Annotated in this window: 12 protein-coding genes, 1 pseudogene and 1 riboswitch; of the genes and pseudogenes, 6 read left to right on the top strand and 7 right to left on the bottom strand. The window is 69.4% G+C overall.

Annotation, left to right across the window (positions count from 1 at the left end; translation table 11 throughout):
* Positions 1–10: 10 nt before the first annotated feature.
* Positions 11–307, top strand: coding sequence for a mercury resistance system periplasmic binding protein MerP (gene merP / locus QZ749_RS14160; protein ID WP_296948042.1), 297 nt, complete (start codon positions 11–13; stop codon positions 305–307).
* Positions 308–329: 22 nt separating this feature from the next.
* On the opposite strand, the gene QZ749_RS14155 is transcribed toward merP, so the two are convergent.
* The 5 genes from QZ749_RS14155 to QZ749_RS14135 form a co-directional block, all read right to left on the bottom strand.
* Entirely contained in the window at positions 330–665 is a 336-nt protein-coding gene (locus QZ749_RS14155) for a hypothetical protein (protein WP_296948040.1), read from the bottom strand.
* Entirely contained in the window at positions 658–981 is a 324-nt protein-coding gene (locus QZ749_RS14150; protein ID WP_296948038.1) for a hypothetical protein, read from the bottom strand. Before QZ749_RS14150 ends, QZ749_RS14155 begins: the two co-directional genes overlap by 8 nt.
* A 125-nt stretch (positions 982–1,106) precedes the next feature.
* Positions 1,107–2,249, bottom strand: a complete 1,143-nt coding sequence (locus QZ749_RS14145; protein WP_296948037.1) for a serine hydrolase — start codon at positions 2,247–2,249, stop codon at positions 1,107–1,109.
* 111 nt (positions 2,250–2,360) lie between these two features.
* Positions 2,361–3,173 carry a glycoside hydrolase family 16 protein gene (locus tag QZ749_RS14140; RefSeq protein WP_296948035.1) on the bottom strand — a complete coding sequence of 271 codons (813 nt, stop codon included), beginning with the start codon at positions 3,171–3,173 and terminating at the stop codon, positions 2,361–2,363.
* Entirely contained in the window at positions 3,170–4,030 is an 861-nt protein-coding gene (locus tag QZ749_RS14135) for a polysaccharide deacetylase family protein (RefSeq protein WP_296948033.1), read from the bottom strand. The genes QZ749_RS14140 and QZ749_RS14135 overlap by 4 nt, the downstream gene beginning before the upstream one ends.
* Positions 4,031–4,589: 559 nt before the next feature.
* Between QZ749_RS14135 and QZ749_RS14130 the strand changes: the two genes are divergently transcribed.
* The 5 genes from QZ749_RS14130 (at position 4,590) to QZ749_RS14110 (ending at position 12,580) form a co-directional block, all read left to right on the top strand.
* The gene (locus tag QZ749_RS14130; RefSeq protein ID WP_296948031.1) at positions 4,590–7,544 is read left to right on the top strand and encodes a TonB-dependent receptor; all 2,955 of its coding nucleotides are present in this window, start codon (positions 4,590–4,592) and stop codon (positions 7,542–7,544) included.
* Positions 7,545–7,761: 217 nt separating this feature from the next.
* Positions 7,762–9,306 (top strand): tryptophan halogenase family protein, encoded by a 1,545-nt coding sequence (locus QZ749_RS14125; protein WP_296948029.1) that lies wholly within the window; start codon positions 7,762–7,764, stop codon positions 9,304–9,306.
* A gap of 42 nt (positions 9,307–9,348) precedes the next feature.
* Positions 9,349–10,056, top strand: coding sequence for a SapC family protein (locus QZ749_RS14120; RefSeq protein ID WP_296948027.1), 708 nt, complete (start codon positions 9,349–9,351; stop codon positions 10,054–10,056).
* Positions 10,040–11,050 (top strand): cupin-like domain-containing protein, encoded by a 1,011-nt coding sequence (locus QZ749_RS14115; protein WP_296948024.1) that lies wholly within the window; start codon positions 10,040–10,042, stop codon positions 11,048–11,050. The genes QZ749_RS14120 and QZ749_RS14115 overlap by 17 nt, the downstream gene beginning before the upstream one ends.
* Positions 11,051–11,059: 9 nt before the next feature.
* The gene (locus tag QZ749_RS14110) at positions 11,060–12,580 is read left to right on the top strand and encodes a tryptophan halogenase family protein (RefSeq protein WP_296948021.1); all 1,521 of its coding nucleotides are present in this window, start codon (positions 11,060–11,062) and stop codon (positions 12,578–12,580) included.
* A gap of 17 nt (positions 12,581–12,597) precedes the next feature.
* On the opposite strand, the gene mntP is transcribed toward QZ749_RS14110, so the two are convergent.
* Together mntP and QZ749_RS14100 are read right to left on the bottom strand one after the other, a co-directional pair.
* A complete protein-coding gene (mntP, locus tag QZ749_RS14105) occupies positions 12,598–13,167 on the bottom strand; it encodes a manganese efflux pump MntP (protein WP_296948019.1) in 570 nt (189 codons plus the stop codon).
* Between the two features lie 11 nt (positions 13,168–13,178).
* Positions 13,179–13,357, bottom strand: a riboswitch (yybP-ykoY riboswitch).
* An 89-nt stretch (positions 13,358–13,446) separates the two neighbouring features.
* Positions 13,447–13,679, bottom strand: a pseudogene (locus tag QZ749_RS14100) (glucose/galactose MFS transporter); the annotation flags it as partial.

The following is a 13,679-nucleotide window of genomic DNA, read 5'->3' as shown; positions in this document are numbered from 1 at the left end:
GGAATCCACCATGACTACCACCCGCATCCTGGGCATCGCCGCCGCCGCGCTGGCCTGCGTCGCCGCGCCGCTGGCCGCCGCCAAGTCCCAGACCGTGGCGCTGAACGTGCCGACCATGGATTGCGCCACCTGCCCGATCACGATCAAGGCCGCCCTGAACAAGGTGCCCGGCGTGTCGAAGGTCAAGGTGAGCTACGAGAAGCGCGAAGCCGTGATCGTGTACGACGACGCGCGCGCCACCGTGGCCGACCTGAAAAAGGCGACCGAGGACGTCGGCTACCCGTCGATGCTCAAGACCGCGCGCTGACCGTCCCGCCGTCCTGCCGTCGTCAGGGGCCGGCGCAGACGATGCGCGCCACCTCGACCCGCTCGACCGAGGCATGGCCATGCGCCGGCACCAGGTCGACGCGCTCGACGCAGGCGTACGACAGCAGGCTGCGCCGCGTGCGCGCGCAGCTGTGCACATTGGTGCCGCCGCGCGGGTCGCAGGCGAAGCCGTCGTCCTCCAGGCGCCGGACGGCCGCCGCGAACGGCATGCCCGCCGCCACCAGCGCTTGCACGTGGGCGGAAAACCGGGCGTCGTTCACGGCATAGCAGCCGCTCAGGCAGGCGCCCGCGGCGCCCGCCAGCAGGGAGCGGCGCAGGCGCGCCGCCGTGTCAGGCATCGTGCTCGGCGTAGTCGATGACGCGCGCCACGAACTCGTCGAGCGCCGGGCCGTCGCCGTGCGCGCGCTGCACGCAGGCTTCCAGCAGTTCCGCGATGACGAAGGACTCGAGGAAGTAGTCCTTGCCGCCGGCACGCGCCGCCGCGATGGCCGCCAGCGGCAGTTCCAGCTCCTCGTCGCTCAGCACGACGGCGCTCGCCGGCGAGGACGGCAGGAAGGCGCCGCCGATGCGCTCGACGAACAGCGTGGCGTCGTCCGGCATGGCGGACAGGTTGGCGATCGCGTCGCGCAGCGTGGTGGGTTGTGCCATCATCATCGGGAACCTCGTCCTCGGAAAGTCGCAGAAGACCCAGCGTAACAGAAGGCCGGGCGCGCAAAATACACGGTTTGTCACGATGTGCGCTGGAGCAACACCCATTTGCGCCAAGCCATCTCCGGCGCTCAGCGTTCCTGGTACCAGTCGTAGTTCCAGCCCCACGGCATGTCGGTTTCGCCCAGCGCCAGCCGCGCCAGTTCCGGGAACAGCTTCTCGGCGCGCACGTCGTTCGACAGCATGACCACGCAGCGCTGGCCCGCTTCCAGGCAGATCGCCATGTTGCCGGTCCAGTCGTCGTGGCCGCTCTTGAAGAAGGCGGGGCCGCTGCGGTCCTCGAACACCACCACGCCCAGGCCGGCCCCCAGCTTCTGCGGCCATGCCGCCTCGCCCCCGTCCAGCGTGGGGAACTGGTGCGCCGACTCGATCGGCAGCGCCGCCGTGGCGAAGGCGGCGCGCGTGTCCGGGCGCAGTCCGTCGCCGCGCACGATGCCCGCCCACATGCGCGCCTGGTCGGCGATGGTCGTGTCCATCGAGCCGGCGGCGCGCGGGCGCAGGCGCCGGTCGTGCGGCTGCACCGAACCGTCGAACGCATAGCCCTCGGCGGCGTTGTCGGCGAAATCGGGACGCCAGGTCATGCTGGTGTGCGTCATGCCGAAGCGGTCGAACACGCGGCGCTGCATCTCGACCCCGATGTCGCGCCCGAGCCCGCGCTCGACGATGGCCTGCAGGATGTAGAAGCCCTCGCCCGAGTAGGCGTAACGGCTGCCGGGCTCGAAATGGATGCGCAGGCGGCCGTCCGGCTCCAGCCAGCGGAAGTTGGCGAAGCCCCCGCCGTGCATCATCAGCATGCGCGGGGTGATGCGGCGCCAGCGCGGGTCGTCGGCCAGGTCGGAAAAGTCGAACGGCTTGTCGCGGTAGCCCGGCAGTTGCGGCAGCAGCCGGTCCAGCGGGGCGTCGATGTCGAGCAGGCCCTCGTCGGCCATCGTCAGCAGCATGTAGCTGAAGGCCGCCTTGGTCAGCGACGCGCCGTACATGACGGTATCGGGCGTCAGCGGCAGGCCGAGGGCGGCATTGCGGGTGCCGAAGGCGCGCACCTGGACCACCTTGCCGTTGTCCACCGTGGCGATGGCCAGGCCCTGCACCTGCTCGCGCCGCATCACGCGCTGGATCTCGGCGTCGTTCAGCGCACGCGCCGGCCGCAGCGGCGGCGTGCACGCCGCCAGTTGCGCCGCCACCAGACCCGCCACCGCCAATCGCACCATCCTCATGCCCGCCTCCCTGGAATCGACCGGCGCCACCACCACGGGACGCCACGAGCCGGCATCATGCCACGGACGAGCGGCGCTGCGAAGCCCGCGGCGCAAGGAAGGATCGGCGCGTCAGGGCGCGCGCCGGTACACCCGCACGTAGTCGACCAGCATGCGCTGCGGCAGGACGGTGGTGGCGTCCGGGTCGCCCGGCCAGTCGCCGCCGACGGCCAGGTTCAGGATCACGAAGAACGGGTGCTCGAACACCCAGTCGCCCGGCACGGTGTCGGGGCGCGCCGTGTGGTACAGGATGCCGTCGCGGTACCAGCGGATCTCGCCCGGCTCCCATTCGACGGCGTAGACGTGGAAGTCGTCGGCGTAGGCGCCCGCCTCCAGCTTCTGGGGCCGGCCGAACGCCCCGGCGCCCGAGTAGCCGGGACCGTGCACGGTGCCGTGCACGGTGTCCGGCTCCTTGCCGATGTTCTCCATGATGTCGATCTCGCCCAGGCGCGGCCAGCCGACCTTGCCGGGATCGGTGCCGAGCAGCCAGAACGCCGGCCAGATGCCCTGCCCGCGCGGGATCCTGATGCGCGCCTCGTAGCGGCCATGGGTGCGCTCGACCAGGCCGGCCGTCTTGATCCGCGCCGAGGTATAGCGGCTGCCGCGGTAGTCCTCGCGGCGCGCCTCGATCACCAGCATGCCGCCGTCCACGCGGACGTTGGCGGGACGGTCGGTATAGTACTGGCGCTCGTGGTTGCCCCAGCCGTGCCCGCCGGTCTCGGGGACCCACTTGGCGCGGTCGAGCAAGGGGCCGTCGAACTCGTCGTGCCAGTCCAGCGCCCAGCCGGGCGGTTGCGGGACGTCGGCGGCGCGGACGGGGACAGGGATGGCGCAGGCGACGGCGACGGCGACGGCCAGGGCCGCGACCGCATCGATGATCTTCATGGCGTGCTTTCGGTGGGTGGGGAAGATGGCGCCGCTCCCGCCTGCTGCCGGCGCACATAGCCCATCAGGTCGCGGAAGGTGGCGGTCCAGTATTCGCGGCGGTGCGCGGCCAGCCAGTCGACAAGCTCGCGGTGCGCGGCGTCCGACGTGACGATGTAGTCGCCGCCGACGCCGTGGAAGGTGAAGTTGACCATGGTGCCCGCGCGGCCGGCGCGCTCGACGATGGCGATCAGCGCCTTCCCGCTCAGGCCTTCCGGCGCCAGCACGGGCACGGCCAGCGGATCGAGCACCGCCATCGACGGCACCACGCCGTCGCCGCCGCCGACCTTGATGCCGACGAACTCGCCGGCCACCAGCGGCAGGTAGTCGACGCCGGCGGCCAGGCGGTCGCCGCACGGCACCGTGTACGTGCGCGCGCGTTCGTCGTGGCCGTCGATGGCGGCCAGCATGGTATTGGCCAGCACCACCTGGTCGCGCATCTGCCCGGCGCCGGTGGTGTCGAGGTCGCGCTCCGGCTGCACCCAGCCGTGGCCCGGCGCCTTGCCCGAGCACTGGTGGAACAGCGAATGGTTGCCCAGTTCGTGGCCGCGCGCGGCGGCGGCGCGCCACGCGGCCATGCGCGCCTTGACCGCGGGATTCGACAGCTGCAAATAGAAGCTGCCCTTCAGTCCCGCGCGGTCGAGCGCGGGGATCGCGTGGTCGAGCTGGGAATCCAGCGCGTCGTCGTAGGACAGGCTGACGGCGGCGCGCACGCCGTCCGGCCAGCGGAACGGCGCGCCGCCGCCGGCCGGCGCGGCCTGGGCCACGCCGGCGGCCGCCCACCACAGGGCGGCGGCCAGGAATACACGATGGACCATGGCGCTTCGCCTCCCGCGTCGGTTGTCTCGGTGGTTGTCGGGAGCGTGATTGGAAACGTTCCCATGTTATTTCCAAAATATAGCACCCGGATTTTTACCATGTCAAACGCACGACAACGGGGCGTGCGGGCGCCGCCAACCTGGCCGTCGCCTTGGCCGACAGCGCGTGCTGCTGCGCCGCATCATAGGGAACACGGCGTCTTGCGCCGCCCGGCGGTGCCACATGGTGTTGCATCCACCCCGCGCTTTTCGCACCAATACGGAACATGCGGCGCGAAAGCCACAGTATTCAGTTGACAATTGATTTTCGTGAACATAAGATTCAAACGATTCTTATGGAAACGTTTCCACGCCAAGCGCGCAGCGCGAAGCGGCGACAGGACGGCGGACGGTGAGGCCGGCCTCGCAAGTGGAGACACCGGCGGGACGGCACGCGCGCCGCCCCGCCGGTGCGCGTGCCCCGCACGCCGGTTCCGGACAGGAGTTCGTGGCCGCCGGCAGTACCGGCCCCGGCGCGGTGGACGAGAGACTCGAGACGAGAAAAACACAGGAGACCCCAATGCATCAACCCAAGTCGAACCCCAAACTCATCAGCCTGGCCGTCGCCAGCGCCTGCGCGGCGTTTATGTTGCCCGCGCACGCGCAGGACCAGTCGAGCACGACGAGTCCCGCCGCCGACGCGCCGGCCGGCGTGCAGCAAGTGGTCGTCAGCGGCATCCGCCAGTCGCTGGCGTCGTCGCTGAACCTCAAGCGCAATTCGGACGGCATCGTCGACGGCATCGTCGCCGAGGACATCGGCAAGTTCCCGGACACCAACCTGGCCGAATCGCTGCAGCGCATCTCCGGCGTCTCGATCGACCGCCAGAACGGCGAAGGCCAGAAGATCACCGTGCGCGGCGTCGGTCCCGACTTCAACATGGTGCTGCTGAACGGCCGCCAGATGCCGACGTCGAACCTGGGCGACCTGAACGGCCGCGCCTTCGACTTCTCGAACCTGGCGTCGGAAGCGATCTCGCAGCTGCAGGTCTACAAGACCAGCCGCGCCGAGACCCCGACCGGCGGCATCGGCGCCACCGTCAACGTGGTCACCGGCCGTCCGCTGGACAAGCTGGGCACCTATTCGAGCATCGGCATCAAGGCCGTGCACGACACGTCGAACAACAACCTGCCGGGCGACGACAAGGCCAGCAGCTCGACCACCCCGGAATTCTCTGGCATCTACAGCACCACGTCGAAGGACGGCAAGTTCGGCATCGGCATCAGCGCCAGCTACCAGGAACGCAACCTGGGCTACAACCAGGCCTCGGTGTCGAGCGGCTGGAAGGGCCCGTACCGCGGCGACTCGACCGACTGGGGCACCATCCCCCAGACCGGCGCCGTCAACCGCCCGGGCGCCAACGACGTCTACCAGGTGCCGCAGAACCTGAACTACAGCTTCACCGGCGTCAAGCGCCAGCGCACCAACGGCCAGCTGACCCTGCAGTGGGCGCCGACCAAGGAATTCGTCAACACCCTGGACTACACCTATTCCGAGAACAAGCTGCAGACCCGTCGCAACGACGTCTCGGCCTGGTTCAACTTCGGCCCGTCGACCTCGACCTGGACCAACGGCCCGGTCGCCGCGCCGCTGATCTATACCGAACTCCTGGACGGCAACGCCGACATCGCCATGGGCGCCGGCAATTTCGCCACCAAGACCCAGAACAAGTCGATCGGCTTCAACAGCCAGTGGCGCGCCACGGCCGACCTGAAGCTGGAATTCGACGCGCACCACTCGACCGCCGAATCGATGGCCGACAGCCCGCTGGGTTCCTTCAATACGCTGGGCACGGCCAGCTTCAGCCGCGGCGACACCTCGGCCGACTTCTCGCAGGACTTCCCGGTCCTGTCGATCAAGGGCGCCGACTATGTCAGGTCGCCGCAGCAGGTGACCGGCTCGAACTTCCAGAACGGCTACATGCGCGGCGAAGTCGAGCAGGCCCAGGTCAAGGGCCGCCTGCGCATGCTCGAGTCGTCGAGCCTGAACTTCGGCCTGGGCGCGGTCAAGGTCGACAACCGCTCGGCGCTGTCGAACAACCAGCGCGACACCTGGGGCGGCGCGACCAAGGCCTCGGACTACCCGAGCAGCCTGTGGCACCCGGAGACCGTGCGCCAGTACTTCGACCAGATCAGCGGCAGCGGCAACCCGAACCTGTTCAACAACTTCTACACGTTCAACTTCGACGAGGTGCGCCAGGCGGCCGCCACCGCCTCGGGCCTGCCGGACCTGTACCGCGCCAAGACCACCTTCGACACCGACCAGCGCACGCAGGAAAAGTCGAAGCACCTGTACCTGCAGTTCAACACCGACTGGGATACCGCGCTGCCGATGCACACCGCGATCGGCGTGCGCTACGAGAAGACCGACGTGGTCTCGACCGCGCTGGTGCCGATCGCCACGTCGATCAGCTGGGGTTCGCAGAACGAGTTCACGGTGAACAAGGGCGCGCCCGCCTTCACCACGCTGGGCGGCAAGTACCACAACCTCCTGCCGAGCATCGACTGGGACATGGACATCCGCTCCGACATGAAGGTGCGCGCGAGCTACGGCGAGACCATCGGCCGTCCGCGCTACGACCAGATCGCCGGCGGCCAGATCCTGGACAACCTGGCGCGCGTCGAAGGCGGCACCGGTTCGCAGGGCAACCCGGCGCTCAAGCCCGTCAAGTCGAAGAACTTCGACCTGTCCTGGGAATGGTACTACGCCAAGCAGAGCTTCTTCTCGGTCAACGCCTTCAAGAAGGACCTGGAGAACTACGCCGGCCAGTCGCAGGTCATCGAGACCCCGTTCAACCTGCACACCCCGGTCGGCGGCGCGCTGTGGAAGGAAGCCCTGGCAAACGGCTGCGGCAATGCGGACACCACCTGCATCCGCAACTACATCTTCCGCAACCACCCGACCGCGCCGGGCGTGGTGCGTGGCCCGGACGACGGCGTCGGCAACGCCACCGGCACCATCACCGGCCAGCCGGGCGATCCGATCGCGAACTTCCGCATCACCTCGTTCTCGAACCAGAAGAAGGCGGACCTGAAGGGCCTGGAATTCAACCTCCAGCACATGTTCGGCAATTCCGGCTTCGGCGTGTCGGCCAACTACACGCTGGTGCACTCGGGCCTGAAGTACGACAACGCGTCGGTGGGCGAACAGTTCGCGCTGGTCGGCCTGTCGGATTCCGCCAACCTGGTCGGCATCTACGAGAACGACAAGTGGAGCGTGCGCGCCGCCTACAACTGGCGTGACGAGTTCCTCGCGTCGACCTTCGACAGCGCCGGTCCGAACCCGCAGTACGTGGAGGCGTACGGCCAGCTCGACCTGAGCGTCGGCTACAACGTCACCGACAAGCTGTCGCTGCAGTTCGAAGCGATCAACCTGACCGACGAGACCAGCCGCGTGCATGGCCGCCGCAAGGAACAGGCGCTGTACGTGACCCAGTCCGGCCCGCGCTATATGATCGGCGCGCGCTACAAGTTCTAAACGGGTCACCGCAACTCCTCACGTCGCCCCGGCGCAGGCCGGGGTCCGATCCGCACGCATCCCCACGACGCGTGCCGTATCGGGCCCCGGCCGGCGCCGGGGCGACTGCGTTGGGGGCCGGCGCAACATTTTGCTGGCGGGATCGATTTCATCGAGCAAAAAGTTGTTCCGAGAACAGCTTTTTGGAGTAGACTCGTCCAGAATCAAGAGGAAGGCAATGAGTAATACCATCGGACACATCGTCGTGGTCGGCGGCGGGTCCGCCGGCTGGCTGGTCGCCGGCGTGCTGGCGGCCGAGCACCGCCTGCGCATCACCCTGGTCGAGTCGCCCGGCGTGGCGCCGATCGGCGTCGGCGAGGGCACCTGGCCGTCGATGCGCGATACCCTGCGCCGCATCGGCGTGTCGGAATCCGACTTCCTGCGCGAGTGCGACGCGGCGTTCAAGCAGGGCTCGCGCTTCGACCACTGGGTCGACGGCAGCGCCGGCGACCGCTATTTCCACCCCTTTTCCCTGCCCCAGGGCCACGGCGACGCCAACCTGGCCGCCGCCTGGGAGCGCAGCCACCGGTCCGGCGGCATCGCCTTCGCCGACCTGGTCAACTACCAGTCGCAACTGTGCCTCGACGGCCGCGCGCCGAAGCAGCCGCAGACGCCGGAGTTCGCGGCGGTGGCCAACTACGGCTACCACCTGGATGCCGGCAAGTTCGGCCTGTTCCTGCAGCGCCACTGCGTCGACCGGCTCGGCGTGCGCCACCTGCTGGCCCACGTCGACGAGGTGGTCACGCGGCGCGACGGCGCGCATGCCGGCGACATCGCCGCCCTGCGCACGCGCGAGCACGGGCTGGTCGAGGGCGACCTGTTCGTCGACTGCACCGGCATGGCCTCGCTGCTGCTGGGCCGCCACCTGGGCGTGCCGCTGCTGCCGCAACGGCACGTGCTGTTCAACGACCGCGCGCTGGCCCTGCAGGTGCCGTACGCGCAGCCGGACAGCCCCATCGCGTCGCAGACCACCTCCACCGCCCAGGAGGCCGGCTGGATCTGGGACATCGGCCTGCCCACCCGGCGCGGCATCGGCCACGTGTATTCCAGCGCCCACGTGTCGGACGAGCAGGCCGAGGCGGCGCTGCGCGCCTACGTGGCGCGCACCGGCGGCCTGGCCGACCCGCCGCCGGCGCGCCGCCTGGCCTTCGAGCCGGGCTACCGCGCGCGCTTCTGGGAGCGCAACTGCGTGGCGATCGGCCTGTCGGCCGGCTTCATCGAGCCGCTGGAGGCGTCGGCGCTGGCGATGATCGAGCTGTCGGCCGCCTGGCTGGCCGACGACATGCCGGCGACGCGCGCCGCGATGGACGTCGTCGCGCGCCGCTTCAACGACGCCTTCGCCTACCGCTGGGAGCGCGTGATCGACTTCCTCAAGCTGCACTACGTGCTGTCGCGGCGCAGCGGCGCCTACTGGGACGACAACCGCCGGCCGGACACCGTCCCGGCGCGCCTGCGCGAGCTGCTGGCGCTGTGGCGCACGCGCGCGCCGTCGCACCGCGACTTCCACCGCATCGAGGAAGTGTTCCCCTCGGCCAGCTACCAGTACATCCTGTACGGCATGGGCTTCCGGCTCGAAGCCCCGGCGCGCGCGTCGGACCTGCCGGGCGAGGCCGAGCGCCACTTCCGCGAGTCCGCCCGGCTGGGCGCGCGCATGCGCCAGCTGCTGCCGTCGAACCGCGAACTGCTGGAACACATCCGGCGGCACGGGCTGCCGCGCGGCTGAGGCGACCTTCCATCATCACACAACGACAACGATAGAGACACCATGGCCAACCACGCAATCCTCAACAACGTCGAGCACAAGCACCTGCGCATCGTCACCGCGCGCGGCGCGCAGTACGGCGACGCCGTCATGTCGGCCCTGACCTTCCCGGCCGAATTCCGCGAGCTGCAGGGCACCTACCCGATCGTGTTCTCGCGCACCGACGACGGCGACTACACGCCCTGCGCGCTGTTCGGCTTCGAGGCCGGCGAGAACCTGTTCCTCGGCCCCGACGGCTGGGACGCGCACGCGATCCCGCTGTCGATCGAGCGCCAGCCGTTCCTGATCGGCCGCGGCGGCGACGAACTGCAGGTCCACGTCGACATGGACAGCCCGCGCATCCGCCAGGGCGGGATCGAGGGGGAGCCGGTGTTCCTGACCTATGGCGGCACCAGCGAATACCTGGAGCGCATCACCTCGGTACTGCGCGCCATCCACGAGGGCATCGAGGCCACGCGCGGCTTCGTCGCCGCGCTGCGCGAACTCGACCTGCTGGAATCGTTCGTGCTGGACGTCGAGCTGGACGACGGCTCGCAGCACCGCCTGGTCGGCTTCCACACGATCAACGAGGAGCGCCTGCGCGAACTGCCGGGCGAGAAGCTGGAACGCCTGCAGCGCCACGGCTACCTGCAGCCGATCTACATGCAGATGGCTTCGCTGTCGCAGTTCCGCGGCCTGATCGAGCGGCGCAACCATGCTGCCCGTCGATAAGCGCGTGCGCGAAGTCGCGGTGGTCGACGGCGTCCTGCCGGACGAGCTGCTGCGCGCGACCCGGCCCTACGTCGTGCGCGGCCTGGCCGACCGCTGGCCGCTGGTGCAGGCGGCGCGCACGTCCGGCGCCGCCGCCAGCGCCTACCTGCGCGGCTTCTACCGCGACGCCACCGTGCTGGCGATGCTGGGCCACCCCGACATCGGCGGACGCTTCTTCTACAACGAGCAGGTCGACGGCTTCAACTACCGCTCGGTGAAGGCGCGCCTGGACGCGGTGCTCGACGAGCTGGCGGTCCAGTCGGACCAGGAACGCCCCGGCGCGATCTACGTCGGCTCGACCACCATCGACACCGCCCTGCCCGGCCTGCGCGCCGCCAACGACATCGACCTGGGCGGGCGCGACGCGCTGGCCAGCATCTGGATCGGCAACCGCACCCGCATCGCGGCGCACTACGACGCGCCCGACAACGTGGCCGTGGTGGCGGCCGGGCGCCGGCGCTTCACGCTGTTCCCGCCCGACCAGCTGGCCAACCTGTACGTCGGCCCGATCGACTTCACCCCGGCCGGCCAGCCGATCAGCATGGTCGACTTCCACGCGCCGGACTGGCAGCGCTTCCCGCGCTTTCGCGAGGCGCTCGCGCACGCCGAGGTCGCCGAGATGGGGCCGGGCGACGCGCTGTTCATCCCGTCGATGTGGTGGCACCATGTGGAAGCGCTGGACAGCTTCAACGTGCTGGTGAACTACTGGTGGCGCCAGGCGCCGGACTGGATGGACACGCCGACCAACGCCCTGATGCTGGCGCTGCTGACGCTGCGCGAACTGCCGCCCGAGCAGCGCGCCGCCTGGCACGGCATCTTCCGCCACTACATCTTCGAGCCGGACGAGGGCAGCCTCGCGCATATCCCGCCGCAGTCGCGCTACGCGCTGGCGCCGCTGGACGAGGACGGCGCGCGCATCCTGCGCGGCCAGCTCCTGAAACGCATCAACCGATAAGGACAAGACATGGAGACGAACAAGGACCAACAGGCCGCGCAGCCCGGCCAGGCGCCGGTACGGCGCATCGTGATCGCCGGCGGCGGCACCGCCGGCTGGATGGCCGCCGCGGCGCTGTCGCGCACGCTGGGCAAGGTCCTCGACATCAAGCTGGTGGAATCCGACGAGATCGGCACCGTCGGCGTCGGCGAGGCGACGATCCCGAGCCTGGTGCACTTCCACCGCCTGCTCGACATCGGCGAGCAGGAGTTCATGGCCGCCACCAACGCCACCTTCAAGCTGGGCATCAGCTTCGAGAGCTGGCGCGAGCGCGGCAAGGACTACATCCACTCGTTCGGCATGACCGGCACCGACCACTGGACCGCCGGCTTCCAGCATTTCTGGCACAAGGGCGTCGAGCGCGGCCTGGCCGGCGACTACGGCGACTACTGCCTGGAACTGGTAGCGGCGCGCGAGCACCGCTTCGGCCACCTGTCGAACGACGGCCTGAACTACGCCTACCACCTGGACGCGACCCGCTACGCGCGCTACCTGCGGCGCTTCTCGGAGCATTTCGGTGTCGAGCGCATCGAGGCCAGGATCGACAAGGTCGAGCTGGACGCGGGCGGCGGCCGCATCGCGGCGCTGCAGCTGGATTCCGGCTCGCGCCTCGAGGCCGACCTGTTCATCGACTGCACGGGCTTTCGCTCGCTGCTGCTGGGCCAGGCGCTGGGCGTGGAATACGAGGACTGGTCGCAATGGCTGTTCAACGACAGCGCGATCGCCGTGCAGACCGAGTCGGTGGGCCCGGCCGTGCCGTACACGCGCTCGATCGCCCACGACTGGGGCTGGCAGTGGCGCATCCCGCTGCAGAACCGCGTCGGCAACGGCATGGTGTTCTCCAGCCGCTACGTCGACGACGACACGGCGCGCGCCGCGCTATTGGCCAATATCGAGGGCAAGGTACTGACCGAACCGCGCGTGATCCGCTTCACGCCGGGCCAGCGCAAGCAGGTCTGGGTCGGCAACTGCATCGGCCTGGGCCTGGCCAGCGGCTTCCTGGAGCCGATCGAGTCGACCAGCATCCACCTGATCCAGCGCAGCCTGGTGCGCCTGCTGCAGACCTTCCCGACGGACGGCGTCAGGCAGGCCCACGTCGACGAGTTCAACCGCCAGACCGAGGCCGACGTGCGCCAGATCCGCGACTTCATCATCGCCCACTACAAGGTCACCGACCGCCGCGACACGCCGTACTGGGCCGACGCGGCCGCGATGGAGGTGCCGGAAGCGCTGCGCCACCGCATCGCGCTGTTCCGCGAGACCGGCCAGGTCTTCCGCTTCGCCAACGAACTCTTCGTCGAGAATTCCTGGGTCCAGGTGATGATGGGCCAGGGCATCCACCCCGAGCAGCACCACCGCACGGCCGACCTGATGGGCGACGACGAGTTGCGCGACTTCCTGGAGTCGTTCCGCCAGTCGATCGCGCGCACGGTGGCCAAGCTGCCGCCGCACGGGCAGTACGTGCGGCAGTACTGCGCGGCGAAGGGCTAGCAGCCGCGGGCGGGCCGTCAGCCCGCCGCCAGGTGCTGGTACAGGATCGTCGATCCGATCGCGATCAGCACCACCCCGCCCGCCAGCTCGGCGCGCTTGCCGACCACCCGGCCCAGCGCGCGTCCCAGCATCACGCCGATCGTCACCATCATGAAGGTGCAGAAACCGATCGCGCCGGCCGTGCCGAGGATGTCGGCATCCATGAAGGCCAGGCCGACGCCGACCGCCATCGCGTCGATGCTGGTGGCGAATCCCGTCAGCGCCAGCAGCCAGAAGCCGTGGCGCTGGGGCTTGTCCTCGTCCTCCACGTCCTCGCCCATCCAGCCCTCGCGCAGCATGCGCAGCCCGAGGAACCCCAGCAGCGCGAAGGCGATCCAGTGGTCCCAGGCCTCGAGGTAGGGCGCGGCGGCCTGGCCCAGGGCCCAGCCGATGAGCGGCGTGATGCCCTCGATCGTGCCGAAGATCAGGCCCGTGCGCAGGGCTTCCTTGAGGTGGGGCCGCTGCAGCGCGGCGCCCTTGCCGATGGCGACGGCGAACGCATCGGTGGACATGGCGAAGGCCAGGGCGGCCGTGGCGAGGAAATTCATGGGGACTCTTTATCGTTATTGGCCGGGCGCAGACGAAGGCATGCCGGCGCGGCCCGACAAGCGCGCAGGCATACCAGCGGTCTTGCCAACCGAAACGGCGCCCGCACCACGCCGGCCGCTGGCCGACGAGTATGTTGATGCGGGAACTTCCGTGGGGGACGGAAGCAGGCTACTCCCCGATGGGATGCGGCATCTTACACTAAAAATCGGCAGGAAAAAACCCGGCGGCGCTTGCGCGCACGCCGGGCAAAGGGCCAACAGGAACGGGAAAGGCGATGCTCAGGCGGCGTCGCCGCGATACAGGTTCGCGTACTTCAGGCCGAAATACAGGATGAAGCCATAGCAGGCCGCCGGCACCAGGAACGAGGGCTGCAGGCCCAGCGTATCGGCCAGCGCGCCCTGCAGGAACGGCACCAGCGCGCCGCCGACGATGGCCATGCACAGCACGCCCGAACCCTGGCCGGTCAGGGGGCCGAGGCGGTGCAGCGCCATGCTGAAGATGGTCGGGAACA

It is taken from the genome of uncultured Massilia sp. (assembly GCF_913773735.1).
GTDB lineage: Bacteria > Pseudomonadota > Gammaproteobacteria > Burkholderiales > Burkholderiaceae_D > Telluria.
This window is presented reverse-complemented; position numbering and strand designations above follow the sequence as displayed.